We start from the raw sequence: 24,269 nt of genomic DNA, 5'->3' as shown, positions 1-24,269 counted from the left end.
ATGAGCCACGGAAGTGTGCCCAGGGACCTGCTGTCAACCCAGTCGACGTTCGTATGCGATCTCGTTCCGCGCTTGCTCGCGCTCGCCGGTGATCCCGACGCGGACCACCCGGTCGTCCTGCTGTCAGGGCCCAGCGGCAGCGGCCACACCAAGGCCCTGGAGACGGCGCAGCAGTGCGCTCGTCACACGCCCAACGTCCTGGTCACGTTCAAAAAGGACACCACGTCGAACGCTTCGGACTCGCCAGACCCGATGGAACTGCTGCATCTGCTGGCGGTCATGGTCAGCAAGCTGCGCCGACGCTACCCGCGTTTCGGTTCCATCCCGTTCCTGCGGTTCCAACTGTGCTACGACATCCTGACCGCCAACATCGACCTGAACACCGACCCCGAAGCCGTCACCACCGTCCGCGGCCGGGTCCGGCAGCGGATCTTCGGCCGGATACCGCAGCCCAGCCCCGAGACCCTCGACGCCGTCGACAAGTTCGCGACCGTCGCGTCCACCCGACCACCCGGGCTGCTGGCCGGAATGGTCTGGGTCGTCAGCCTCATCAAATGGCCACTATGGTGGATCAGGGCCTGGCAACTTCACCGTTCATTCCGCGACATGTCCACTTTCACCACCGGCAACGACGCCACCCAATGCCTGATCACCCTGTGGAACTGGTTCAAATCCAAACGCAGCACCGACTTCAAACAGGGCGAGAAGGCACTGTGCGAAGCCTTCCTGGCCGACCTGGGCAACTTCCACCGCTGGCACCCCCGCCGAACCAGCTGCCTGGTCCTGTTGGATCACATCCCCAATCCCCTGAACACCGACACCAAGCACCCCGCCACCCGGCTGTTGCGCTACATCACCGCACTGCGAGCCAATCCCGAATCGCACCTCAGTCCACGAACCGCCGCGGCCGGTTACGGCGGCCCGAACCCGCTGGCCGCCCAGCCTCGCAAACGCCTTCCCGGCCACGCCGCACTGACCATAGTGGCCGTGACCGAGAAGCTCAATGGCCAGTCCCGCTCGAACCTCCGCCAGAACGAACCTCCGATGGCGGCCGTCTCCCACGCCCTGACCGCCTGGCAGCAATGGTTCCCCGGCAACCAAGCCCTCCCCAAGTCCTGGTACTGCCACACCTACCTGCCACCCCTGACCGCCGAGGACGTCAAGCTCCTCAACCCCACTCCCCCCAGCCTCAGCGACGCGGCAGTGCGGTGGCTGCTCGAATTCCACACCTCCCGTCCCTACGTGATCCAGGAGCTGATCGCGGCCCTGGAGAAACTCGACGAACCCACCCGCGCCGAAATCCTCTCCTCCCAACCGTCCCGGCGCTCCATCGCCTGGCTGTGCCGCGAACTCCCGTCCGACATCCACGAATCCGTCCACGCCGAACTGTCCCGCCGCAACGACCCGGGGTCCACCGATGGCTGACACCACCCACGACTTCTACCAACCCCCGACGGCCAAACACCCCCACGGCGTCTACCGCCCCCCTCTGTCGCGGGCCCAGCAGTTCTGGCGGGTCATGACCGCCACCGCGATCACCGCCGTCGTGGTCCTCGTCGGCTGGCAGGCGGTCACCACCTGGGACATCCTCGACCACTACTGCGACACCGACCTGGGCATCCAGCGCATGTCCGACGGCGAGTGCATCGGCGCCAGCGATGGCCGCTACGTCTTCGACGACGCCTACGACGAGGTCCTGGGAATGATCGCCGAACAGAACCGCGAAGCCGACCGCGTCCGCGAGGTCAACCCGGAACGCCAGTACGCCACCATCGCCGTGTGGATCCCCCACCCCACCGAAGCCAACGCCCCCAACGACACCGACGAGGTCCGCCACCAACTCGAAGGCACCCTGCTGGCCCAACAGAGCGCCAACCTGGAACCCGACCCGCCGATCAAGCTCCTGGTCGCCAACGGCGGCACCGGAAACCAGCACTGGGAAGCCATGTGCGCCGACCTGGAACGCCGAAAGACCACGGACAACCTCGTCGCCGTCACCGGCCTGGGCTCCAGCTACCGCACCACCGAGAAGGCCATCAACTGTCTCGACGCCGCCGAGATCCCGATGATCGGCTCGGTCATGACCGCCGACAACATCGTGGACAAACAGCCCTACGCCTACCGCGTGGCACCGTCCAACTCGGACGAGGGCTTCGCGGCCACCGCCTATCTCCACTCCGACCCCGACGTCAAGGTGGGCATGAAGATCTCCAGCCTGGACGCCGACGACACCTACAGCGCCACCCTCTCGCGGGCCTTCAACGGCTTCGAGGCCAAGGGCCGCAAACTGAAGCACAACCAGTCCTTCGACCCCTCCAAGCCCGGACTCAAGGCCCAGTTCGCCGACATCAGCAACAACGTCTGCTACTACCGCCCCGACGTCCTCCTGTACGCCGGACGCGGCCGCGAGCACCTGGAACTACTCGTCGAAGCCCTGGGCAGCAGCAACTGCGCCTCCGAAGGCTACGAACCCCGCATCGTCACCGGCGACGACGCCTCCCTCATCCGCAACAAGGACCGCGTCGGCGCACTCCTGCGCGACGGCCGGGTGGTGATCGAGTACGCCGCCCTGGTCCACGCGAGCCAGTGGAGCATCGACAGCGCCGTCTCGGGCATCCACAGCGGACCGATGTCGGCATTCGTGAAACGACACGACGAGACCTTCTCCGGTCCGGTCAGCGAAGGTCTGGCCGACGGCCACGCGATCATGGCCTTCGACGCCATGAACGTCATCGTCCGCGTCACCACCGAACGCGGCCTGTCCCCCTCGGCCGCCGCGGTGGCCTCCGGCCTCCAGCAGGTCCGCGACTGCTCCGCGGTCAACGGCCTCAGCGGTCTCATCGAATTCATGCAGGACGGCGACGCCACCAACAAGGCGGTCCCGATCCTGCAAGCCGGTTCCAGCACCAAGAACCCCGTCAAAGCGGTCTCCTGGCCCGAAGGCAAACCCACCAAACCCGCTGGCAGCTGCTGACTCACCGAAAAAACGGGACCAATGATCCCTGAACGACTGACCATTCGGCGGGATAGCTTCGCAAACGTAGTCCCCTTGTCTGTCCCGATCGGAGGCTTTGATCCATGGAAGGACAGTGGAAAAAGTCAAGCCATAGTGGAGGCGACTCGAGCAATTGCGTCGAGGCCCGCGTCTACGGCCCCCGCTTCCAGGTACGCGACAGCGTCCTCGGCGACGACAGCCCGATTCTGAACCTCACCAACACTGACTTCAACGGCTTCCTGGCCAGCGTCAAACGCTGACACGGCCGCCTCAGGCGGGCGGGAAAAGCGGCGAAGCCCTAGGCGGAGTGTTTGATGACGGTGTGGGTGATCGTCTCCCAGTCGGCTCGATCGACGCCGTGGCCGGCGCCGCGAAGGGCCACCAGTTCCGCTCCGGGGATCGCGGCTCGCAGTGCTTCGCCGTGCGGGAACGGGAACATGGGGTCGGCGGTGCCGTGGAGGACGAGGGTCGGCGCGGTGATCGAGGACAGCGACTGGTCGGCCCGGGACTTCTGTTGCAGGATGTCGTGGTTCTGGATGGCCGCGATGTCGTGCGCGCGGTCGACGTCGCCCTGGACGAGGTTCCGCCATGGTGTCTCGTCGAAGGGGCGGGTTTCGCCCGCGAGCACCCGGCAGTAGTCGACCAGGTATTCGACGACGGACGCCGAGTCGGCCCAGTCGACCGTGGCGGTGCTGACGAACCGGATGAACTCCTCGCTGGGGCCCGGCAGTGCGTGGGTCGACGACAGCGCCGAGGTGGTGCTGATGAGGGTCAGCGACAGCACCCGCTCGGGGTGGTCCAGTGTGAGCAGTTGGGCGATGCCGCCGCCAGCCGAGACGCCGACGACGTGGGCGGCGGGGATGTCGTACGCCGTCAGGACTCCCACCGCGTCGGTGATCATGTCGTCGCCGGTGTAGTCGGGGTGCCCCGGTGGCGAGGTGGTCGAACGGCCGGTGTCGCGGTGGTCGTAGCGGATCACGAACCGGCCTTCGTCGGCCAGTGTGGAGCACAGTTCGGCTTCCCACCACAGCATCGATGAGCCGGTGCCCGCGATCAGCAGGAGCGGCGGGTTGGCCGGGTCGCCGAACGACTCGGTGCACAGGGTGGTTCCGTCGACGTCGATCATTCGCTCGGTCATGTCTGGTTCTCCTTTGGGGGCCGCGTTCAGCGGCAGGTCGTGGCTTCGGGGGTGGGCTCGGGATTGGGTCGCGGAGTTCGGCGTGGACGTTCGGCACCCGCGACCACCGCCACGGCGAGGACGACGACGATTCCACCGACCACTATGGGCGTCGTCACGTCCTCGGACAGCACCAGCCAGCCCAGCGCGACCGCCACCACGGGGTTGACGTAGGCGTAGGTCGCGACCAGCGAGACCGGCGCGGAGTGCAACAACCAAACGTACGCCGAGAACGCGATCAGGGAGCCGAATACCACCAGGTAGACCCACGCCATCCACGAGCGCGACGAGTACGCGCCCAGGTCGATCGTTTCGCCGCCGCCGAACCCCGCCACCATCAGCACGGCTCCGCCGATCAGCATCTCGTAGACGGTGAGCACGAACGGGTCGCGCGGCAGTTTCAGGCGCGGCTGGTACCAGGAGCCGAACGCCCACGACATGGTCGCCAGCACCACGAGGATCATCGTCCAGAAGGGGAAGTCCGCGTCGACGCCGTTGGACACCAGCAGCAGGACGAGGCCGGCGAATCCCAGCAGGACGCCGTAGACGGTGAGCCGCGCGGGGCGTTGTCCCGACAGCGTCCGGTACAGCAGTACCCACAGTGGTACGACCGCGACCAGCAGCGCGGTCAGGCCGGACGGGGCGCCGCCGTTTTCGGCGACGGTGACCGAGCCCTGCCCGAGGACCGGCAGCAGCATCGCCAGCGCGGCGCACGACAGCAGTTCGGCCCGGGTGACGGCGAGCCGGGCCAGGCCGCCGCGCGCGGCCAGGATCGCGGCGAGCACGGCACCGGCGAGCATGAACCGGGCTCCCGCCGACAGCAGCGGCGGCATGTCCTCGACCATGATCCGGATGGCCAGATAGGTTGAGCCCCAGACGATGTAGACGATGCCGAGCGCCACGACGAGGAAGATCCCGCCGGACGATACGGACCGCTCGGTGCCGCGCGATGTTGTGGACATGACCATGACGTTAGAGCCAAAAGCTCATCGTGAAAAGCGATAGTTGTCGATCATTGCGATCGCTTTACCCGATAGAGTTGGCGGCATGTCCTCCGTCGAACTGCGTCACCTGGCGACCATGGCCGCCGTGGCCGAGGAAGGCTCGTTCGGGCGGGCCGCTTCCCGGTTGCGATACACCCAATCGACGGTGAGCCAACAGATCGCCGCGCTGGAGAAGACCATCGGCGGCGCGGTCTTCGAACGGCCGGGCGGCCCCAAACCGGTTCGGCTGACGCCGTTGGGGTCGGTGGTGCTGGCCCAGGGGCAGGAACTGCTGGCGCAGGCCGAGGCGTTGACCGACGCCGTCGACCGGTTCAAGGCCGGTGAGGGCAGGATCGACATCGGCACCTTCCAAAGTGTGTCCATTGTGATTCTTCCCAGGTTGGTGCGCCGACTGCGGGACCGGCATCCCGGCTGCGACATCAGGCTTTCGGAGGACGAACCGGAGAACCCGCGGATCGGCGACCTCGACCTGCTGTTCTACGACCGGCCGCTCGACGGCGACGTCGAGCACCTCAAACTCATCGATGACCCGTACCTGCTGGTGTCCCGCAACGGCACCTTCGACGAGGGACCGGTGGCGTTGGAGCGGCTCGACGGCATGCCGATGGTGGCGTGGCCCGACATCTGCGATCAGTCCCGGATGGAGGAGGCGCTGGCCTCCCACGGCGTCCGGCCGCAGATCGTGTTCCGCACCGCGGGCAACGAGGCGCTGCTGTCGATGGTGCGGGCCGGGATGGGTCCGGCGTTGCTGCCGTGGCTCGCGCTCGACGGGACCGACGCCTGGTCCGACGACCGGCTGCGGGTCCACCAGCTGGAACCCGCGCCCCCGGCACGTCAGATCTACCTGTACTGGCAGGCCGGACGCACCCATTCGCCGTTGGCGCGGGCCGCGATCCGGATCGCCGGGGACATCGCCACCGAGATCGCCGAACGCCAGACGGAACCATACTGGTTATCCCCGCGTCCCATCCACATGAAGAGCACACGAATCACGCTGAGCACCCTGGGCGTACTCGCGCTGGCCGCGTGCGGTACCGGCACCGCCGACAACGGCGACGGCGCCGACAAACCCGGACCGGAGGACCTGAAGGGGCACACCTTCGCCATCGAGTCCGTCGAGGGCGAGACTCGCGGCGAGAAGCTGATGAAGGACTCCAAGCTCACCATCAAGTTCACCGACGACGGCGAGATCAAGCTCGACACCGACTGCAACCAGCGGTTCGGCTCGGTCGAGATCTCCGGCGACACCATCAAGACCGACAAACTCGCCGGAACCCTGATGGGTTGCGAGGAGACCAGGACCGAGCAGGAGGACTGGGCCAGCGAGTTCGTCGAGTCGGAGCCGGAGTGGAAACTGGACGGCGAGAAGCTCATCCTCACTACCAGTGACGCCACCGTCACGATGAAGCAGTCGAAGTAGCGGTGTGATGCTGGCGCACCGGAAACGCTCGTGCACACAGGGCGAAGTTCGGTCAAGATGGAGGCATGAACGCCCCTTATGACTGCGAGCTCGTCTCCGACATCACCGCATTCGCGGCCGACACGCGCGACTGGCTGGCCGAGGGGCCGCTGAGCAACAACGTCACCGCGACCCTGGTGGCGCAGCGCGCCGACGGCACCGTCGCCACCGAGCCGGACGGCTTGTGGCTCAAGGTGATGCGCGGTGGCGAGGTCGCCGGGGTCGTGATTCAGACTCCGCCCCGGGGCCTGCTGTTGACGGCGATGGACACCGACGCGGTCGCCGCGGTCGTGGACGCGATATCGCGGGTGCGGCCCCAGGTACCGGCGGCGAACGGGCCCAAGCGGGTCTCGGACCACTTCGCAGCACTGTGGTCGGTGCGCACCGGATGCACCGCGACGGCGATCTTCTCGTCGCGGATGTACCAGGTGACCGACGTCCGCCCGCCCGCGAACGTGGTGGGGCGGCGAAGAGCCGCGACCCTCGCCGACCGGGACACCGTGGCGGCCTGGCTGTTGGCCTGGGCCGCCGACGGCAGCGCCGCCAGCGAGGCCCCGGGCCTGCGACACCTGGTCGCCACCTACGAGGCCCGGCTCACCGCCGGCCAGCCACAGTGGATCTGGGAGGTCGACGGCGAGGCCGTGTCGTTCGCGATGGAGTCACCGCCGTCGGCGGGGGTGGTGCGGTTGCAGGCGGTGTACACCCCGGACATGCACCGCAGCAACGGATACGCGAGCGCGCTGGTCGCGCGGATCAGCTCCGACGTGCTGGCCCGGCCCGGGGTCCGGGCGTGCACTTTGTACACCGACCTGTCCAACCCGGTCAGCAACAACATCTACCGCAGGATCGGGTACCGCCCGGTTGAGGACTCGGTCAACTACGGCTTCGAGTACCCGACCTGAGCCGCGCCGCGGCTCAGAAGAACGTCGTCGGCGAGATCTCGCGGATCCGGATGACGGCGTCGAACCATTCGTCCAGCGGACCGCCACTGACGTAGTTGTCGGCGTCCTCCTCGGGCTTGTAGATCCCGGCGATGATGCGCAGCTTGTGCGGACCACTCAGCCAGCGGGTGACCGCCTCCGGGCGGGGGGCGCGCAGGTCGAGCAGGTACCGCTCGGGTTCGGCGCTGCCCAGGACGGCGTCGACGAAGTCGCTCGGCGGCATCGGGACCTGGGTGCCCGCGTGGATGGTGCCGTGGTCGAAGCCGACCGTCAGCGTGACGTAGCCGTCGCCGAAGTGCTTGCGCAGCCGGTAGCCGGTGGTGTGCGTGAAACCGGACTGGTCGCTGAAACCCTTGAAGCCCATGGCCTCGGCGTTGGCGACGTGGGCCAGACCCTCCCAGAACAGGATCTTGTGGCCGGTGGACTGATGCCAGTCGATGATGCCCTGGGCCACGCGCCGGAACTGTTCGTCGAAGTCGAACCCGGCCGCGACGGTGTGCTCGTGGTGTTCGGCGATGCGGCGGGCCGTGTCCAGCGCCGGGAACCCGTCCAGGGCGGCGATGAGGTCGTAGGCGGCGCGGCCGAGTTCGGCGAACGGGGTGCCCGGGTGCATGCCCCGGGCGATCTGGACGTGCTCGGGGGTGCGGTGCGCGGTACGGATCACCTCGTAGCGGGTGGCGACCGCGTCGGCCAGCGCCGGGGCCGCCAACCGGACCTGCTCGATCACGTCGTCGTAGTCGCTCAGCCGCACCGCGGCCGGTTCCAGCCCGAACAGCCGGACCGGATCGTCGGCGTGGTCGCGGTTGTGGGAGCGGATCCACTCGACGATGTCGACCATCTCGGTGACGCGCACCGCGATGAACGCGTTGGCCAGGATCGCCTTCACGTCACCGGTTCCGGTGCGGACGTACGCGTCGAGTTCGGCGATGACCGACGCGTCGTCGGACAGCGCCAGCGCCCGGTAACCCTTGTCCCGCACCAGGTAGCGCAAGACGTCGAGGCCCAGGCCCAGGATCTCGCTGCTGGCGCGGGTGGACTCGCCGAAGCCGGTGACGACAGCGTCCCCGACGACCTCGTCCAGCGCCGTGAGCGAGTCCGGTGAGGTCAGGGGTCGCGCGGTGTCGGCGATCCACTGTCGCGTGATGGTCTCGTCGGTGACTTGCCGGTTCATGGTTTCCTCCGCCGTGTCGGTTCCTTGGGTGAGGACTCGACACTACGAAGGAACGCCTGGTGGCGGCATCTGTCACGTGACTGGTCCGCGATGACCGGTGGCGTCGGGCGCGGGCCGCTAAGGCCGACTTCTTGCGCCGCAGCGAGCGGGTCTGGCGGGTGGTGGCGGTGCGCGGTACCAGGGTCGGGTTGACGTTCTTGCGGACCACGTCGCCGGTGATCACGACCCGGGCCACCTTGTCGGCGTGGCTGGGGATCTCGTACATCACCGGTTGCAGCACTTCCTCCATGATGGCCCGCAGGCCCCGGGCTCCGGTGCCGCGCAACAGGGCCAGGTCGACGATCGGCTCCAGGGCGTCGTCCTCGAAGACCAGTTCGACGCCGTCGAGTTCCAGCAGCCGCTGGTACTGCTTGATGAGCGCGTTGCGGGGTTCGGTGAGGATCTTGATGAGCGCCTCCCGGTCCAGCTGGCGCACCGCGGTCATGATCGGCACCCGGCCGATGAACTCGGGAATGAGCCCGAACTCCAGCAGGTCCTCGGGCATGGCGTCGGCGAGATTGTCCTCGGGGTTCTCCTCGCCGCGGATCCGCAGCTTGGCGGTGAAGCCGACGCCGTTGGCGCCCTTGCGGCGTTCCACGATCTCCTCCAGTCCGGAGAAGGAACCGCCGCAGATGAACAGGATGTTGGTGGTGTCGATCTGGAGGAAGTCCTGGTGCGGGTGTTTGCGGCCGCCCTGCGGCGGCACCGAGGCGACCGTTCCCTCCAGGATCTTCAGCAGCGCCTGCTGCACGCCCTCCCCGGAGACGTCACGGGTGATGGAGCGGGACTCGGACTTGCGTCCGGCCTTGTCGATCTCGTCGATGTAGATGATGCCGGTCTCGGCGCGTTTGATGTCGTAGTCGGCGGCGACGATGAGCTTGAGCAGGATGTTCTCGACGTCCTCGCCCACGTAGCCCGCCTCGGTCAGCGCGGTGGCGTCGGCGATGGCGAACGGGACGTTGAGCATCCGCGCCAGCGTCTGGGCCAGGTGGGTCTTGCCGGAGCCGGTGGGGCCGATCATGAGGATGTTCGATTTGGACAGCTCGACCGGTTCGGACGCCGGACGCGGTTTGCCCGCCACGGCCTCCACCTGTACCCGCTTGTAGTGGTTGTAGACGGCGACGGCCAGCGCGCGCTTGGCGTCCTCCTGCCCCACCACGTACTCGTCCAGGAACTCGCAGATCTCCTTGGGACGCGGCAGCTCCCGCCACGCGGAGGCGGCGGTCTCGGCCAGCTCCTCCTCGATGATCTCGTTGCACAGGTCGACGCATTCATCGCAGATGTAGACACCGTGTCCGGCGATGAGCTTCTTGACCTGACGCTGCGTCTTACCGCAGAAGGAACACTTCAATATGTCACTGTCGCCCAGTCGTGGTGCCACGCCTGCCCACTCCCTGCTAACGTCGCGCCCGGGCCTCGTGCCGGGTCTCGGTAGTCGCTTAACGGTTCGCCCACCCGAGCCGCTGAACAATCAATCGCCGGTGTCCGGTGTGACAACACGCCTCGGGTCGGGCGTCGTCACGCCACGTCGACCTTACCCGTTCGGGGGACCTCCCGCCAGATAGTTTTCGGCGGAAGGCCCCCGGACGTTCACACTGCCTGCGGCAGCTGGTTCTTCTTGCGGTACTCCATGACGGTGTCGACGATGCCGTACTCCTTGGCCTCGTCGGCGTTGAGGATCTTGTCGCGCTCGATGTCGCGGCGGACCTTGTCCAGTTCCTGTCCGGTGTGGCGGGCCAGGACCTTCTCCATCTGGTCACGCATCCGCATGATCTCGCGGGCCTGGATCTCCATGTCGGACGCCTGGCCGTAGGTGCCCTCGGTGGCGGGCTGGTGGATGATCACCCGCGAGTTCGGCAGCGCCAGCCGCTTGCCCTTGGCACCGGCCGCCAAAAGGATCGCCGCCGCCGAGGCCGCCTGGCCCATGCACACGGTGCGGATGTCGGGCCGCACGTACTGCATGGTGTCGTAGATGGCCATCAGCGCCGTGAGCGAACCGCCCGGGGAGTTGATGTACATCTCGATGTCGCGCTCGGGGTCGTCGCCTTCCAGCACCAGCAGCTGCGACATGATGTCGTTCGCCGAAGTGTCGTCCACAGGGGACCCGAGGAAGATCGTCCGGTTCTCGAACAGCTTGTTGTACGGGTTCATCTCCTTGACGCCGTACGAGGTCTTCTCGGTGTACGACGGGACGATGTACCGCGCGTTGAAATCGAAGTTCATTGGTCTACGCCTCACAATCCACTTAGTTCCGGGTACCGGCGCCGGTGGGGACCTGTCCGGCCCCGGTGATCACCTGGTCAATGAACCCGTATTCCTTGGCCTCCTCGGCGGTGAACCAACGGTCCCGGTCGGAGTCCCTCTCGATCTCGTCAAGCGTCCGTCCCGTGTGGGTGGAGACCCGCTCCTGGAACATCTTCTTGGTGTAGGCCATCTGTTCGGCGAGAATGGCCACATCGGAGGCCGTTCCGCCGATACCACCGGAGGGCTGGTGCATCATGATGCGCGCGTGGGGAAGCGCGTAGCGCTTACCGGGGGTTCCGGCACACAGCAACAGCTGGCCCATGGAGGCGGCCATACCCATCGCGATGGTGGCGACGTCGTTGCTGATGAACTGCATCGTGTCGTAGATGGCCATGCCGTCGTAGACCGAGCCACCGGGCGAGTTGATGTAGAGGTTGATGTCGCGCTCGGGGTCGTCGGCCGCCAGCAGCAGCAACTGGGCGCTGACGCGGTTGGCCACCTGGCTGTTCACCTCGGTGCCCATGAAGACGATGCGCTCCTTGAGCAGGCGGTTGAACACCATGTCGTCGAAGCCGTTGGCGGGGTCATCCCCACCGCGGGCGACAGGCAGAAACGGGTGCGTCATGAGCCCCTCTCCTTCTCCTATGTAGATCTTCGGAGCCGTCGGCTGGCGATCCCTCACCATTTCGCACGGCTCCCGGCTTTACGCACCTGCGACCTTAGCCCCCACCCCGTACGTTTCCGGGTAGCTGGGGCCACTTGTTCGCCGACGGCGGAGACCTACGCTGTCAGCGAACAATCGCCACGAACGAACGCGAAACGCGGCGGCCCCGTCATCGGGGACCGCCGCGTTTCGCGTCCATGTCTATTCGGACTTCTCGTCGCCCTCGTCGGCGTCGTCGTCCTCGACGTCCTGCGGGAACAGCACCTCGTTGCTGAGTTCGTTCCCGTCGGAGTCCTTGACGGTGACCTCGCGGACGATCTCGTCCAGCGCCAGCGCCCGGCGCAGCTCCGAGGTCAGGCCCGGCAGCAGGCCGCGCTTCTGCAGCTCGTTGGCGAAGGCCTGGTGCTGCTCGGCCGGGACGCCCTGCTGGAAGGCACGGGCCCGGATCTCCTCGGTCAGCTGCTCGGCCGAGACCTGAACCTCCTTGGCCTCGGCGGCCTTGTCCAGGACGAGCTGACGACGCAGGCCGACCGTGGCGGTCTCCTTCTGGTCGTCGGTGTACTCCTCCAGGGTCTGGCCCTGCGAGGACAGGTACGTGTCCAGGTCGAGGTTCATCTCCGACAGCTGGTTGCGCAGGTGGTCGACGCGGTGGCTGACCTCCTCCTCGATCGCGGAGTCCGGCACCGGCAGTTCGATGGCCTCGACGAGCGCGTCGATGGTGTTCTCCCGGACCTGGCGGCCCTGGTTGGCCTCGGCGCGCTTGGCCAGCGTCTCGCGGGTGGAGGCGCGCAGTTCGTCCATGGTGTCGTGTTCGGAGGCCAGCTGGGCGAAGTCGTCGTCCAGCGGGGGCAGCTCGCGTTCCTTGACGCTGCCCACCTTGACCTCGACCTCGGCGTCCTCACCGGCGCGGTCGCCACCGGCCAGCGCGGTGGTGAAGGTCTTGGTGTCGTCGGCCTTCATGCCGACCAGGGTGTCGTCGAGACCGTCGAGCAGGTCCCCGGCGCCGACCTCGTGCGACATACCGGTGGTGCTGCCGCCCTCGACCTCCTCGCCGTCGATGGTGGCGCGCAGGTCCATGGTGACGAAGTCACCGGTGGCCGCGGGACGGTCGACCGACTTGAGGGTGCCGAAGCGCAGTCGCAGGTTCTCGATCTCCGCGTCGATCTGCTCGTCGGTGACCTCGGTGGAGTCGACGGTGACCTCCAGCGAGGCCAGGTCCGGCAGCTCGAACTCGGGGGCGACGTCGACCTCGGCGGTGAAGGTGAACGGCTTGCCCTCGACGATCGGCTCCATCTCGGTGACGCTGGGCCGCCCCAGAATGCGGACCTCGTTCTCACGGATCGCGGCGTACAGCTGGCTGGGCAGTGCCTCGTCGGTGGCCTGCGCGTAGATGGCATCCTTGCCGACGCGCTGGTCGATGACGGCGCGCGGGGCCTTCCCCGGACGGAAACCCGGGACCTTCACCTGCTGACCGACCTTCTTATACGCCTGTGTCACGTGCGTGGCGAGCTCCTCAAACGGCACCTCGACCGACAGCCGCACCCTGGTGGGGCTCAGGGTTTCGACGGTGCTTTTCACAGACGTTCTCCTCAGTGCGTTTTCATTGCTTTTGGTTGATGGCTTCGTGGCGAGCAGACGGCGCGGCAGCGCCGACCAGACATTCATGAGCCACCCCGGACGAGTCTAGAGCGTCATTACCAGATCGTCCGCACCGGAGTGCGAGATGAGGGCTCGGTGACACCCCGCACCGGCCGTGGTCACAGCCGATCGAGCGCGGCGGCGACGATGTCCAGGGCCTCGGCCCGGTCGATGCCGAGCCGCCGCACCGCCTCGGCGTACTGCTCGGCGGCGGCGTTCACGCGCTGCCGGGACACGTCACCCGCGGCGCTGACGAAGCTTCCGGCCCGTCCGCGCGTCTCGATCAGTCCGGCCTCCTCCAGCTCCCGGTACGACCGGGCCACGGTGTTGGGGGCCAGGCCCAGGTCGTCGGCGAGTTTGCGCACGGTGGGCAGCCGGGTTCCCACGGGCAGCACGTGGTCGTTGATCTGTCGGGCCAGTTCCGAGCGAACCTGCTCGTACGGCGGTACCGGCGAGGTGTTGTCGACGGCGAGGATCACACGCCCGATCCTAGCGACAGGCGAATGTCACCCGGTGAACATAGGCTTCGTCCATGTCCCCCGAACCCACCGACGCGGCCACTGCGTCGCGAATGGAACTGGCACGCCGGGAACGCACCGAGCTCGCCGGATTCCTCGCCGAACTGTCGGACGAGCAGTGGCAGGCGCCGAGCCTGTGCGAGGGCTGGCGGGTGCGGGACGTGGTGGCCCACGTGATCAGCTACGACGAACTCAGCCGCTGGGCCACCGCCAGGCGACTCCTGCGAGCGGGGTTCAGCCTCAAGCGGGGCAACACCATCGGCTTGGCCCACTACGAGTCACACACGCCACGACAACTGCTCGACGCGCTCAACGCGCACCTCACCCCACGGGGGCTGACCACGGCGTTCGGCGGCATGGTCGCGCTCGTCGACGGGACGATCCACCACCAGGACATCCGCCGCCCGCTGGGCATGCCCCGCCGGATCCCGCCGGAACGGCTGGCCGTGGTGCTGCGGCTCGCCCTGGGAGCCCCGCCGATCAAGGCGCGCCAGCGGGCCAAGGGGCTGCGGCTGGTCGCCACCGACTGCGACTTCGTCACCGGCACGGGTCCAGAAGTACGCGGGCCGGGCGAGGCGCTGCTCATGACGCTGGCGGGACGCCCCGGCGTCGCCAGCGAGCTGGCCGGCGACGGCCAACCGATCCTCGCCGGCCGGGTATCCGAGCGCGCCATCCCAGACCCGAGCTGAGCCCACCCGTTGCGAGCTCAGCCAAGGCTCACGCCCAAGCTCGAAGCGAAGCCGCGGCCGCAGGCTCGCGGCGGGGCGCGGGACGGGGCCGAGCCGTTGCGGCCCGCCGCTCGCGGCTAGTCGCGGGAGAGGGTCCAGCCTTCGGGTTGGAAGCGGGCCGCGTCGGAGGGGCGCTCGCTGTCGAAGATCGTGTCGCCGTCGCGGCGTAGGCGGACCTTGTCGACGTAGACCCCGCGGCCTCGCCGGGAGCCGTCGCCGCCGTTGTGGTGCCAGCGCAGGCCCGTCGTTCCCGACGGGAGTTTCGCCCGTACCGAGAGCCATTGGCGGCCCTCGAAGCCCGACAGGCTGTCGGAGACCCAGTCGTGGCCGTCGGCCGACAGCTTGAGCTCGACCTTGGTCCACTGTTCGCCGTCGGTGCTGGATTGCAGCTCCACCAGCGCTGTGGGGTCGGTGTCGTACCACAGTGCGAAACTGGCGGTGGTCGCGTCGAGCGGTTCGTCGAAGCCGAGACTGAGGCTGGCGGGCACCGCGGGGGCATACCAGGCTTCGCGGTGTCGCGGGCGGACCGCCACGGCGCGGGCCAGATCGCGGGCTCCGGCGCGGCGGTAGACGCTGTCGGTGCCCCAGTTGCGGGTGGGGTGGACGCGGTTGGTGAGCAGCACATACAGCGAACCCGCGATGGGATCGATGACGACGCAGGTACCGGTGAATCCGGTGTGCCCCGCGCTGACCGGGGACGACAGACCGTCCATGTAGAACCGCTGATCGATCTGCCAGCCGAGGCCGCGACCGGCCTCGGGCGGGAAGGAGGTGTTGTAGTTGGTCAACAGCGCCCGCACCCAGTCGCGGGACAGCAGCCGGGTACTCCCGTAGCTGCCGCCGTTGAGGATCGTCTGGGCGAAGATCGCGATGTCGCGCGCGGTGGAGAACACCCCCGCGTGTCCGGCGACGCCGCCGAAGGACCAGGCGTTCTCGTCGTGGACGCGGCCCCGGATCATGCCCCGGCCCAGGCCGGGTTGGAACTCGGTCGCCGCGATCCGGTGCACCTCGGACGCGGCCGGGTTGTATCCCGTGTCGGACAGGCCAAGCGGCTTGGTGATCCGCTCGGCCACCTCGACGTCCAGAGTGGATCCGGTGATGGACTCGATGATGGCCGACAGCGTGATGAGGTTGAGATCCGAGTACTCGTACCCGGAACCGGGTTCGCGCCGCAGCGGCGACTTGTAGATGGCGCGCAGCCGCGACGGGTTGTCGGGCTCGGCGTACAGCGGCAGCCACGAGCGCATCCCCGAGATGTGGGTCAGCAGCTGCTTGACCGTGATCGGGGCCTTGGCCGGGTCGACGGCGGCGAACTCGGGCAGGTAACCGGCGACCGTGGCGTCCAGGTCGAGGTCCCCGGATGCGGCCAACTGGGTGGCGACCATCGAGGTGAAAAGTTTGGACATCGAGGCGACGTCGAAGATGGTGTCCTTGGTCATCGCCACCTTGTCGGCGTCCGGCAGTTCCACGGCGGTGTCGGTGGCACCGTCGTAGGACGCGTACCGCAGCGCGTGCCCGCCCGCCTCATGGGTGACGATCACCCCGTCGCGGGCGGCCAGCACCACGAAACCGGGGTGCGAGGGCCGGGGCCGCTCGGGACCGCCGGGCTTCATGAAGGCGGCGGTGTCGGGGACGATCCTGTCGACGTACTCCTTGAGCAGCCCGGCGGAATGCGCGCTGCCCGGCCGCAACCTGCGGGGCCGGAACCGCAGGTCCTCCGGCGTGATCGTCGGCGGCCCGGCAGTGCCTTCAAAACCGGAGGGGTCGAAGGCGGCGGCGGCTTGGGGCATGCCCAACAGTATCGGCGAGCCCGCGACCAGCGCGGCACCGCTGAACAGGCTTCGACGTTTCATGGGAACCTCCGGGTGGCGGACGGGCAGCGCCGGGACCGGGCGGAACCGGCGGTGGGGCCGCTCGACCAGCTTCGGCCAGACGGCCCCGATGGTCCGCGCGGCCGGGTTCAGCCGCGTGGACGGCGTTTCATCGGTATCGCAGGTACTCGGCGCGGACGTCGCGGAAGTCGTCCAGTTCGGACTTCCAGCCCTCCATGACCTCGTCGACGTCGGCTCCCGCCTCGATGGCCTTGCGGACCTGGGCGGAGCCGGTGAGCTTGTCGATCCACGGGTGCGCGTTGGGGTCGGATTCGGTGCGCCAGCCGTATTTCGGGAACACCTCGCGCTGGGTGATGATCATGGCCAGCGCGGTGCGGATCGGGTCGAAGCGGTCGTAGTCGGTGACCTGGACTTCGACGCCGCCGCAGGTCTTGCCCGACCACTTGGAGAACGTGGGCACGAAGTACGCCTCCCGGAACCGCACCCCCGGGATCTTCTGCTTGTTGAGCGCCTCCTCCCACCTGTGGTCGATGTCGGGGGCGCCGATCAGCTGGAACGGCAGCGTGGTGCCGCGCCCCTCCGACAGGGCGCTGGCCTCGAACAGGCAGGTGCCCGGGTACAGCCGGGCGGTGCCGATCTGGGGCATGTTCGGCGACGGCGGCACCCACGGTAGTCCGGTCTCGTCGAAGGACATCCGGCGCCGCCAGCCCGACATCTCCACCACGGTCAGGTCGACGGCGTTGTCGAGGAACTCGCCGTTGAACAACTCGGCGAGTTCGCCGACCGTCATGCCGTGCCGCTGCGAGATCGGTTTGAGCCCGACGAAGGTCGCGAACTTCTCGTGCAGGATCGGCCCGTAGGCGTTGCTGGCGGTGGTCGGGTTGGGGCGGTCGAGGACCACGAACCGGCACCCGGCCTGGGCCGCGGCGTCCATGGCCAGGTACATGGTCCAGATGTAGGTGTAGAACCGGGATCCGACGTCCTGGATGTCGAACACGACGGTCTCGAGCTCCCGCTCGGCGAAGTAGTCCTTCATCTTCTGCGGGTCGTTGTAGGCGTTGTACACCGGCAGCCCGGTCTTGGGGTCCTCGAAGAAGTCCTCGCCCTGACCGGCCTGCGAGGTGCCCCGGAAACCGTGCTCCGGCCCGAAGACCGCCCGCAGGTCGACGTCGCTGTCGAAGTGCATCACGTCGACCTCGTGGCTGAGGTCGGAGGTGATGCCGGTCGGGTTGGAGATGATCCCGACCCGCTGTCCCCGCAGCTCCCGGTACCCGGAGGCGGCGAGGTTGGCGAAGCCGGTGCGCACCCTGCGTCCGTTGCGGGCGTGGGCGGCGGGGGCGGAACCGGCGAGCAACCCGGCGGTGGTCACGGCCGCCGAGGCGGCCAGAACGTTGCGTCGACGCACGGAAGATGTCCTTACTCGTAGGAGAGGCCGTGCCCGAACTCGTACAACGTCGCGTCGGGGTCGTCGGCCTTGGGAATCGTGACGGGCAGCTTGCCGCGCGGGTCCACCTCGCCGAACAGCACCTTGGCGACGGCGGTCAGCACCGGCGTGTTGTAACCGTAGGAGGCCACATAGGAGTCGACCTCCGGGAACCGGTTGATGTCGTAGGGTTCCTTGACCCCGACGACGACCACCTTGGTTCCACTGTCGCGCAAGGCTTTCACCAGGTCGGCCTGGGCCGGGTGGGCGCGGACGGTGTTGGTGGCCACCACCGCGACGTCGGCCTGTTTGGCCTTCTCGACCGCCCCGGAGATGGTGGCGGCGTTGGGGTCGGCGCCGGTGTTGAGCGCCTCGGTGGCCGGACCCAGCTTGCCGATCTGTTTGGCCAGGATGGACGTGGTGTTGGCGCCGTCCCCGGCCACGAAGACCTTGCCGGTGTCCTTCGACAGCGGCAGCGCGTCGCCGTCGTTCTTGACCAGTGTCGTGGTCTTGTCGGTGATCGCCTGGGCGGTGGCCAGGTGATCCTCGGTGCCGACGGTGTCGTCGACCTTGTCGGGGTCCACATAGGGGTTCTTGACGACGCCGCGCAGGTACTTCAGCGTCAGCAGTCGCTTCACCGACTTGTCGATGCGCTTCTCGGTGATCTCACCGCTCTTGACGGCGGCCAGCACCGCTTCGTAGGCGACCTTCAGGTCGGCGGGCATCAGCAGCTGGTCGACCCCGGCCTTGATGGCCATGACGGGGATCTCGGCGTCGGTGTACAGCTCGCGCACGCCCTGCATCCCCAGCGAGTCGGTGACGATCACGCCGTCGAAGCCCAGTTCCTCACGCAGCAGTCCGGTCAGGATCGGCTTGGACAGGGTGGCGGGTTTCTCGGACGCGTCCAGCGCCGGGAACTGGATGTGCGCCGACATCACGGTGTCGACACCGGACTTGATGGCGGCCTTGAACGGCGGCGCGTCCAGCTTCTTCCACTGTTCCTTGGTGTGCTCGATGCGCGGCAGGTCGGTGTGGCTGTCCTCGTGGGTGTCGCCGTGGCCCGGGAAGTGCTTCACGGTGGCGCTGGTGCCGTGGCGGCCCTGGTAGCCCTTGACCTGTTCGCCGGTGAACTTGGCGACCAGTTTCGGGTCGGAGCTGTACGAGCGCACCCCGATGACCGGGTTCTGCGGGTTGACGTTGACGTCGCCCGAGGGCGCGAAGTTCTGGTTGATGCCCACGGCGCGCAGCTCGACCCCGGCGATGGCCGCCGTGTCGCGGGCGTCGCCGCGGTCGCGTCCGGCGCCCAGCGCCATGTTGCCGGGCCATTCGGTGGCCGGTGGGCCCAGCCGCACCACGGTGCCGGTCTCCTGGTCGGTGGACACCAGCAGCGGTATCTCGCCGCCCTGGGACATCGCGGTCTTCTGCATCCCGTTGGACAGTCCGGCGACCTGGCCGGGGTTGGCGAGGTTGTTCGACCATCCGAAGTAGATGATTCCGCCGAGGTGGTACTTCTCGATCAGCTGCTTGGCGTTGTCGACGCCGTGAAGTTTCTGGTTGCGTTTGACATCGGCCGACTCGGTGGTGTCGGCGGTCTGGCCGTAGGCGTAGTGGGTGAACATCTGGCCGACCTTCTCCTCAAGACTGAGCGACTTGAGTTGGCGTTCGGCCCAGTCACGGGCCTTGGCGCTGGCGTCGACCTTCGTGTCGCCGTCGTCGTCGGAGGCGGTGGGGGCGCATCCGGTGAGAGCCAGTACGGCGGTGAGGGCGAGTGTGGTGAACAGGCGAGGGCGGGGCATGAGCCGTCTCCATCCGTGATCCGGAGCCTCAGGTTAGTCCCGGGAACGACCGGTGCGCAACACGCCGGGTAGGCATGTCGCTGCCTACCCGGCGTATCGGGGGTTACGTGTTGTTGGCGAGCGCCAGCAACCGATCACGGGAACCGTTGAAGTGGTTGCGGTCCACGGCTCCGGAGATGCCGTTGACGCGGCCGTTGTCGGTGAACTGCCAGGCGGTCCAGGTCGGGAACCCGACCGGAATGGCCGGAGAGGACACTCCCCAGTGGGCGACCCACAGCGGGCTGCGGGTTCCCATTCCGGTCCAGTTGCCGGTGCAGCTGGTCCACCAGCTGCGGGTGGTGTAGATGACGACGTCGCGACCGGTGCGCGACTTGTAGGTGTTGTAGAAGTCCAGGATCCAGTTGCGCATGGCGGTCTGGGACAGGCCGTGGCAGCCCGCTTCCAGGTCCAGGGCTCCGGGCAGGGTCAGGTTGTCGGCGGACCAGGCGCCGCCGGAGGAGGCGAAGTAGTTGGCCTGGGTGGCGCCGGAGGAGCTGCCGGGCCGCGCGAAGTGGTACGCGCCCCGGATGACCCCGGCGGCGTGGGCGGCCGGGTAGTTGGTGTTGAACCGCGGGTCCTTGTAACTGGTTCCCTCGGTGGACTTGATCCAGGCGAACTCGATGCCGGCGGAGCGCACCGCTCCCCAGTTGATGGCTCCCTGGTAGTGGGAGACGTCGATCCCCTCCGGGTTGGCCTTGACTTCCGGGTCGGCCTGCGCCGGGCCCGCGCCGAACGCCAGCAGGGTCGCGGCGAGCACCAGACTGAGCAACAACGTTGTAAACGTGCGCATACTTCGATATTTAGGGTATGGGGTATCCATGACGGACTCCAATGACTCGGGCTACGGGAGCGCGGGCGTCGCTCCCGCCCCAAGATTGGCCGGACCGTCCACTATTCATCCACATTCGGGACGAATCGGTCGAGAGGCCCGTCAGCCGCCGATGAGTTTGGTGTACGCGGGCTTGATGACGTCGTCGATGATGGCCAGCCGCTCGTCGAAACGGATGAAGGAACTCTTCATGGCGTTGATGGTGAACCAGCGCAGTTCCGGCCAGCCGTAACCGAAGGCGTCCGACAGCAGCGCCATCTCGCGCGACAGGCTGGTGCCGCTCATCAGCCGGTTGTCGGTGTTGACGGTGACGCGGAACCGCAGCTTGGTCAACAGCCCGATCGGGTGCTCGGTGATCGAGTCGGCGGCGCCGGTCTGCAGGTTGGACGAGGGACACAGCTCCAGCGGCACCCGGGTGTCGCGGACGTAGTGGGCCAGCCGTCCCAGTGTGGGCGTGGCGTCGTCGCCGAAGCTGATGTCGTCCACAATGCGCACTCCGTGGCCGAGCCGGTGCGCGCCGCACCATTGCAGGGCCTGCCAGATGGACGGCAGCCCGAAGCCCTCGCCCGCGTGGATCGTGAACCGGGAGTTCTCGCGTTGCAGGTACTCGAAGGCGTCCAGGTGACGGGTGGGAGGGAATCCGGCCTCGGCCCCGGCGATGTCGAAGCCGACGACACCGGAGTCGCGGTAGCGCACCGCCAGCTCGGCGATCTCCATCGACCGGGCGGCGTGCCGCATCGCGGTCAGCAGCGCGCCGACCCGGATCTGGTGTCCCTCCCGGGCGGCGTCGGCGCATCCGGCGGCGAATCCGGCCAGCACCGACTCGACGACCTCGTCGAGGCCCAGTTCGGCCTCGGTGTGCAGCTCGGGCGCGAACCGCACCTCGGCGTAGACGACCCCGTCGTCGGCCAGGTCGCGGGCGCACTCATAGGCGACCCGGTGCAGCGATTCGGCGGTCTGCATGACCGCGACGGTGTGGGCGAAGGTCTCCAGATACCGCTCCAGGGAACCGGAGTTGGCCGCGTCGACGAACCACTGCCCCAGCGCGGTCACGTCCGTTGTGGGCAGTTCGTGGCCGATGCCCTCGGCCAGCTCGATGACGGTGGCCGGACGCAGGCCGCCGTCGAGGTGATCGTGCAGCAGGGCCTTGGGTGCCTGCCGGATTTCTTCGATGCTCAGTGACATTCCGATACGTTACCGGTCGCGATACCCGAAGTCAGGGTGGCCACGGCCAGCGTGAGGAAGGCTACGGCCAGCGCCAGCTGCGGCGAACGGTCGCGCGCCAGCAGGTGGGTGTGGATCGCGCACACGAAGAACAGCACCAGCCCGATCGCGGCGGCGGTGCCGAGCATCGGCAGCCACAGACCGGCCAGCAGTCCCAGCGCCCCGGCCGTCTTGAGGGTGCCGATCGGGAACCGCACCCACGACGCGGGTACCCCCGCCTTCGCCATGGCCGGGTAGATCGGGGCGAACCCGGCTAGGGCGAGGCCGCCGGAGAACAGGTTGGCGGCGGCGGTGATCAGCGTGAGGGTGAGGTACGCGGCGTTCATCGGGCAGCCGTCGGGGCGGCGAAGGCGTCGGCGTGGTCGGCGACCCAGTCGGCGAAGGTGAGGCCGCCGCGACCGAGGATCCGCTCGACCTCGCCGGTGGCCATCGCGCCGAGTCCCCAGTCGCGGGTGTAGTTGGCGACGAACGCGTTGGCCAGCGACTCGGGAAGTCCGGCGCCCGTCAGGGCCCGCGCCGCCGCCTCGGGCGGGATCTCCTGGTACCGCAGCGGCCGGTTCAGGACGGTGCCGATGGTCGCGACCATGTCGGCGTGACGCAGGATCGCCGGGCCGCTGAGGTTCACCTTGCGCCCCACCAGATCCGGGGTCAGCAGCGCGTGCGCGGCCACGGCGGCGATGTCGCGCTCGTGGATCGGCGCCACCGCGAAGTCGGCGTAGGGTCCGCGCACCACGTCGGAGTTGTGGATCTGGCCGCCCCAGGAGGTCAGCGCGTTGAGCGCGAAGTACCCGACCCTGATGCTGGTCCACTCCCGACCGTGGGCGACGGCGGCGTCCTCGGCCTCCCGGTTGCGGTCGCCGCGCACCCGCGAGGGCTGCTCGTCGAGCGGATCGTCCACGTTGGTCGCCGACAGCGCCACGATGCGCGACACGCCGCGCCGCCGGGCCAGCGCGGCCAGTGCGTCGGCGGCGTCGCCGACGGCGCGCGGGTGCAGGAACAGCGCGGTGACCCCGTCGAGCGCCTCGGCGATGGTGTCGGGTTTGGCGGGGTCGCCGGTCACGAGCGCCACACCTTGCGGCACAACGGCTTTGGGGTCGCGACTGACGGCGCGCACCTTCGCGCCGCGCCGCGCGAGCAGTTCGGTCAGGGGTGTTCCCACCAGGCCGGTGGCTCCGGTTACCAGGATCATGACATCGTCCTCTCAAGTACTTCGTGTGCCATATACTTTGGAAACCATATCACTATATTTTGAAAGTCATACAATATGAGAGACAAACCACAGGCGACCGGACAGCGGCGACTCACCAACCAGGTCAAGGAATCCCTGCGCGAGCTCAACAGTCAGCTGTCGTTGTTGAACCGGCGATTCGGCGCCCGCACCGCGTTGAAGGACATCGACTGGGACTGCCTGGAACTCATCCAGCGGCTCGGACCGCTGAGCCCCAGCGCGCTGGCCCGGCACGCCGGACTGCACCCGGCGACCCTGACCGGCGTCCTGGACCGGCTACAGCGGGGCGGCTGGATCGACCGCGATCGCGACGCCGCGTCCAGCGACCGGCGGGCCGTCGTCGTGTCGGCGCGCAAGGACCGCGTCGGTGAGCTGTATCAGCTCTTCTCCGGCATGAACTCTAAAATGGACGAACTCTGTTCGGGCTACACCACGGCGGAACTGGAACTGGTCAACGGTTTCCTGCGCGACGTCACCCATGCCGGGAAAGTGGCCACCGAGGAACTCACCGAGGACTTAGAGCGAGACCTTGTCCCAGGTCGAACCGCCCGAGCGGCCCCGGCCGGTCAGCACCACGACCCACTCCAGCGCCCAGCGCCGATGCCACAACAGCGATTCGTCCAACGGCCCCGGCGGGGCGGCGCGGCGACTGCGGGCGTCGCTGTACAGCCAGTCCAGGCACGAGTACAGGTCCAGCATCTCGGCGATCTCGACGGCGTCGCGGCACGCGGGCAGGGTGCGGGCCTTCCAGGTCGTGAACGACTCACTGGTGCGCAGGTCGGGCATGAGCGAGGGCAGGGCGTCCGAGCAGTACTCGCTGGGATCCAGGTGCGGCACCAGACCCAGCGTCCAGGCCAGCGCGAAAAGGCACTCCAGCTGCTCGGAATAGCGCTGCGGAGTGCCTTTGCCGGTCGCGATGAACTGCCACTCGTCGGGCGTCAGCTCCTCCAGCACGTGGGCGTCGAGCAACCAGCGCATCGCCAACTGGGGCGGCATGTCGAAAACCCTGGCCTGCACCACATTCAGGATCGCGGACCGGGCCTCGATGTCTCTGAGCGAACGCAGCGAGATGTCCTCGCCGGGGGCGAAGATGAGCGGTAGGTAGTCGGGGTGCACCTTGACGCCGAGTTGAGCCAGATCGTCACAGGTACGGGTACGGATGTGCCGAGGATCAAATAGCAAAGAAGTCACCGAAGGGCCTCGCCTAACGTCTCGCGTGGCTTTGGGGCACTGTACCCTGCGCCTACTACACGAACGTAATGGCCATCACATATAAAAGTCTAGATCTTGGCGCCAGATTGTAGCGGAATAGTGGAATCG

At 67.8% G+C, this 24,269-nt stretch carries 22 protein-coding genes and 3 pseudogenes; 8 read left to right on the top strand and 17 right to left on the bottom strand.

Annotated features, from left to right (window positions below):
• The 3 genes from SNAS_RS06795 (at position 1) to SNAS_RS33770 (ending at position 3,255) form a co-directional block, all read left to right on the top strand.
• Positions 1-1,425 (top strand): hypothetical protein, encoded by a 1,425-nt coding sequence (locus tag SNAS_RS06795; RefSeq protein WP_013016658.1) that lies wholly within the window; start codon positions 1-3, stop codon positions 1,423-1,425.
• The gene (locus tag SNAS_RS06790; RefSeq protein WP_013016657.1) at positions 1,418-2,974 is read left to right on the top strand and encodes an ABC transporter substrate-binding protein; all 1,557 of its coding nucleotides are present in this window, start codon (positions 1,418-1,420) and stop codon (positions 2,972-2,974) included. The genes SNAS_RS06795 and SNAS_RS06790 overlap by 8 nt, the downstream gene beginning before the upstream one ends.
• A 104-nt stretch (positions 2,975-3,078) precedes the next feature.
• A complete protein-coding gene (locus SNAS_RS33770) occupies positions 3,079-3,255 on the top strand; it encodes a DUF397 domain-containing protein (RefSeq protein WP_013016656.1) in 177 nt (58 codons plus the stop codon).
• Positions 3,256-3,293: 38 nt separating this feature from the next.
• Here the strand turns inward: SNAS_RS33770 and SNAS_RS06785 are convergent, their stop codons facing one another.
• Positions 3,294-4,133, bottom strand: a complete 840-nt coding sequence (locus SNAS_RS06785; RefSeq protein ID WP_013016655.1) for an alpha/beta fold hydrolase — start codon at positions 4,131-4,133, stop codon at positions 3,294-3,296.
• Positions 4,134-4,159: 26 nt separating this feature from the next.
• Positions 4,160-5,134, bottom strand: coding sequence for an EamA family transporter (locus SNAS_RS06780; RefSeq protein WP_041625730.1), 975 nt, complete (start codon positions 5,132-5,134; stop codon positions 4,160-4,162).
• Between the two features lie 85 nt (positions 5,135-5,219).
• On the opposite strand from SNAS_RS06780, the pseudogene SNAS_RS37480 reads away from it, so the two are divergent.
• The 3 genes and pseudogenes from SNAS_RS37480 to SNAS_RS06770 all read left to right on the top strand — a co-directional run.
• Positions 5,220-6,104 (top strand): annotated as a pseudogene (locus tag SNAS_RS37480) (LysR family transcriptional regulator); the annotation flags it as partial.
• Positions 6,105-6,149: 45 nt separating this feature from the next.
• Positions 6,150-6,596, top strand: coding sequence for an META domain-containing protein (locus tag SNAS_RS37475; protein ID WP_425281036.1), 447 nt, complete (start codon positions 6,150-6,152; stop codon positions 6,594-6,596).
• A 65-nt stretch (positions 6,597-6,661) separates the two neighbouring features.
• Positions 6,662-7,537, top strand: coding sequence for a GNAT family N-acetyltransferase (locus tag SNAS_RS06770; RefSeq protein ID WP_013016652.1), 876 nt, complete (start codon positions 6,662-6,664; stop codon positions 7,535-7,537).
• A gap of 13 nt (positions 7,538-7,550) precedes the next feature.
• Here SNAS_RS06770 and SNAS_RS06765 read toward each other — a convergent pair whose 3' ends face one another.
• The 6 genes and pseudogenes from SNAS_RS06765 to SNAS_RS06740 all read right to left on the bottom strand — a co-directional run bounded on the left by SNAS_RS06765 (position 7,551) and on the right by SNAS_RS06740 (position 13,811).
• Positions 7,551-8,567: an erythromycin esterase family protein gene (locus SNAS_RS06765; protein ID WP_169313857.1), complete on the bottom strand. Its 1,017-nt coding sequence runs from the start codon at positions 8,565-8,567 to the stop codon at positions 7,551-7,553.
• Positions 8,568-8,868: 301 nt separating this feature from the next.
• Positions 8,869-10,167, bottom strand: a pseudogene (clpX, locus tag SNAS_RS06760) (ATP-dependent Clp protease ATP-binding subunit ClpX); the annotation flags it as partial.
• A gap of 209 nt (positions 10,168-10,376) precedes the next feature.
• Positions 10,377-11,009, bottom strand: a complete 633-nt coding sequence (locus SNAS_RS06755) for an ATP-dependent Clp protease proteolytic subunit (RefSeq protein WP_013016649.1) — start codon at positions 11,007-11,009, stop codon at positions 10,377-10,379.
• 22 nt (positions 11,010-11,031) lie between these two features.
• Positions 11,032-11,655 carry a ClpP family protease gene (locus SNAS_RS06750; protein ID WP_013016648.1) on the bottom strand — a complete coding sequence of 208 codons (624 nt, stop codon included), beginning with the start codon at positions 11,653-11,655 and terminating at the stop codon, positions 11,032-11,034.
• Between the two features lie 240 nt (positions 11,656-11,895).
• Positions 11,896-13,272, bottom strand: coding sequence for a trigger factor (gene tig / locus SNAS_RS06745; protein ID WP_013016647.1), 1,377 nt, complete (start codon positions 13,270-13,272; stop codon positions 11,896-11,898).
• A gap of 179 nt (positions 13,273-13,451) precedes the next feature.
• Positions 13,452-13,811 (bottom strand): GntR family transcriptional regulator, encoded by a 360-nt coding sequence (locus tag SNAS_RS06740; protein WP_013016646.1) that lies wholly within the window; start codon positions 13,809-13,811, stop codon positions 13,452-13,454.
• A 53-nt stretch (positions 13,812-13,864) separates the two neighbouring features.
• Here SNAS_RS06740 and SNAS_RS06735 point away from each other — a divergent pair, with 53 nt between their 5' ends.
• Complete coding sequence (locus tag SNAS_RS06735) at positions 13,865-14,539, top strand: maleylpyruvate isomerase family mycothiol-dependent enzyme (protein ID WP_013016645.1); 675 nt, start codon at positions 13,865-13,867, stop codon at positions 14,537-14,539.
• 116 nt (positions 14,540-14,655) lie between these two features.
• Here the strand turns inward: SNAS_RS06735 and SNAS_RS06730 are convergent, their stop codons facing one another.
• The 7 genes from SNAS_RS06730 to SNAS_RS06700 form a co-directional block, all read right to left on the bottom strand.
• On the bottom strand, positions 14,656-16,431 hold the full coding sequence (locus SNAS_RS06730) for a serine hydrolase domain-containing protein (protein WP_013016644.1): 1,776 nt from the start codon (positions 16,429-16,431) through the stop codon (positions 14,656-14,658).
• A 127-nt stretch (positions 16,432-16,558) separates the two neighbouring features.
• Positions 16,559-17,815, bottom strand: a complete 1,257-nt coding sequence (locus SNAS_RS06725) for an exo-beta-N-acetylmuramidase NamZ family protein (RefSeq protein ID WP_013016643.1) — start codon at positions 17,813-17,815, stop codon at positions 16,559-16,561.
• Positions 17,816-17,826: 11 nt separating this feature from the next.
• Positions 17,827-19,629: a glycoside hydrolase family 3 protein gene (locus tag SNAS_RS06720; RefSeq protein WP_013016642.1), complete on the bottom strand. Its 1,803-nt coding sequence runs from the start codon at positions 19,627-19,629 to the stop codon at positions 17,827-17,829.
• Between the two features lie 103 nt (positions 19,630-19,732).
• A complete protein-coding gene (locus SNAS_RS06715) occupies positions 19,733-20,458 on the bottom strand; it encodes a GH25 family lysozyme (RefSeq protein ID WP_244409119.1) in 726 nt (241 codons plus the stop codon).
• 141 nt (positions 20,459-20,599) lie between these two features.
• Positions 20,600-21,682 carry an adenosine deaminase gene (locus tag SNAS_RS06710; RefSeq protein WP_013016640.1) on the bottom strand — a complete coding sequence of 361 codons (1,083 nt, stop codon included), beginning with the start codon at positions 21,680-21,682 and terminating at the stop codon, positions 20,600-20,602.
• On the bottom strand, positions 21,673-22,047 hold the full coding sequence (locus SNAS_RS06705) for a DoxX family protein (RefSeq protein WP_013016639.1): 375 nt from the start codon (positions 22,045-22,047) through the stop codon (positions 21,673-21,675). The genes SNAS_RS06710 and SNAS_RS06705 overlap by 10 nt, the downstream gene beginning before the upstream one ends.
• The gene (locus tag SNAS_RS06700; RefSeq protein WP_013016638.1) at positions 22,044-22,910 is read right to left on the bottom strand and encodes an NAD(P)H-binding protein; all 867 of its coding nucleotides are present in this window, start codon (positions 22,908-22,910) and stop codon (positions 22,044-22,046) included. Before SNAS_RS06700 ends, SNAS_RS06705 begins: the two co-directional genes overlap by 4 nt.
• 75 nt (positions 22,911-22,985) lie before the next feature.
• On the opposite strand from SNAS_RS06700, the pseudogene SNAS_RS37325 reads away from it, so the two are divergent.
• Positions 22,986-23,228: pseudogene (locus SNAS_RS37325) on the top strand (MarR family transcriptional regulator); the annotation flags it as partial.
• Here SNAS_RS37325 and SNAS_RS36540 read toward each other — a convergent pair.
• Both SNAS_RS36540 and SNAS_RS06695 read right to left on the bottom strand, forming a co-directional pair.
• The gene (locus SNAS_RS36540; RefSeq protein ID WP_244409118.1) at positions 23,226-23,429 is read right to left on the bottom strand and encodes a hypothetical protein; all 204 of its coding nucleotides are present in this window, start codon (positions 23,427-23,429) and stop codon (positions 23,226-23,228) included. The pseudogene SNAS_RS37325 and the gene SNAS_RS36540 sit on opposite strands and share 3 nt — an antisense overlap.
• Positions 23,430-23,465: 36 nt before the next feature.
• Positions 23,466-24,140 (bottom strand): DUF4272 domain-containing protein, encoded by a 675-nt coding sequence (locus SNAS_RS06695; protein WP_013016637.1) that lies wholly within the window; start codon positions 24,138-24,140, stop codon positions 23,466-23,468.
• Positions 24,141-24,269 lie beyond the last annotated feature (129 nt).

The sequence above is a fragment of the Stackebrandtia nassauensis DSM 44728 genome, assembly GCF_000024545.1.
Taxonomy (GTDB): Bacteria; Actinomycetota; Actinomycetes; order Mycobacteriales; family Micromonosporaceae; genus Stackebrandtia; species Stackebrandtia nassauensis.
This window is presented reverse-complemented; position numbering and strand designations above follow the sequence as displayed.

Bases quoted from the DNA above. Each gene is read 5' to 3' on its own strand.
- SNAS_RS37475 (WP_425281036.1), top strand. From the start codon at position 6,150: ATGAAGAGCACACGAATCACGCTGAGCACCCTGGGCGTACTCGCGCTG.
- SNAS_RS06705 (WP_013016639.1), bottom strand. From the start codon at position 22,047: ATGAACGCCGCGTACCTCACCCTCACGCTGATCACCGCCGCCGCCAAC.
- SNAS_RS06700 (WP_013016638.1), bottom strand. From the start codon at position 22,910: ATGATCCTGGTAACCGGAGCCACCGGCCTGGTGGGAACACCCCTGACC.
- SNAS_RS06735 (WP_013016645.1), top strand. From the start codon at position 13,865: ATGTCCCCCGAACCCACCGACGCGGCCACTGCGTCGCGAATGGAACTG.
- SNAS_RS33770 (WP_013016656.1), top strand. From the start codon at position 3,079: ATGGAAGGACAGTGGAAAAAGTCAAGCCATAGTGGAGGCGACTCGAGC.
- SNAS_RS06755 (WP_013016649.1), bottom strand. From the start codon at position 11,009: ATGAACTTCGATTTCAACGCGCGGTACATCGTCCCGTCGTACACCGAG.
- SNAS_RS06780 (WP_041625730.1), bottom strand. From the start codon at position 5,134: ATGTCCACAACATCGCGCGGCACCGAGCGGTCCGTATCGTCCGGCGGG.
- SNAS_RS06750 (WP_013016648.1), bottom strand. From the start codon at position 11,655: ATGACGCACCCGTTTCTGCCTGTCGCCCGCGGTGGGGATGACCCCGCC.
- SNAS_RS06785 (WP_013016655.1), bottom strand. From the start codon at position 4,133: ATGACCGAGCGAATGATCGACGTCGACGGAACCACCCTGTGCACCGAG.
- SNAS_RS36540 (WP_244409118.1), bottom strand. From the start codon at position 23,429: ATGGGTGACGTCGCGCAGGAAACCGTTGACCAGTTCCAGTTCCGCCGT.
- SNAS_RS06730 (WP_013016644.1), bottom strand. From the start codon at position 16,431: ATGAAACGTCGAAGCCTGTTCAGCGGTGCCGCGCTGGTCGCGGGCTCG.
- SNAS_RS06710 (WP_013016640.1), bottom strand. From the start codon at position 21,682: ATGTCACTGAGCATCGAAGAAATCCGGCAGGCACCCAAGGCCCTGCTG.
- SNAS_RS06770 (WP_013016652.1), top strand. From the start codon at position 6,662: ATGAACGCCCCTTATGACTGCGAGCTCGTCTCCGACATCACCGCATTC.
- SNAS_RS06720 (WP_013016642.1), bottom strand. From the start codon at position 19,629: ATGCCCCGCCCTCGCCTGTTCACCACACTCGCCCTCACCGCCGTACTG.
- SNAS_RS06795 (WP_013016658.1), top strand. From the start codon at position 1: ATGAGCCACGGAAGTGTGCCCAGGGACCTGCTGTCAACCCAGTCGACG.
- SNAS_RS06790 (WP_013016657.1), top strand. From the start codon at position 1,418: ATGGCTGACACCACCCACGACTTCTACCAACCCCCGACGGCCAAACAC.
- SNAS_RS06715 (WP_244409119.1), bottom strand. From the start codon at position 20,458: ATGCGCACGTTTACAACGTTGTTGCTCAGTCTGGTGCTCGCCGCGACC.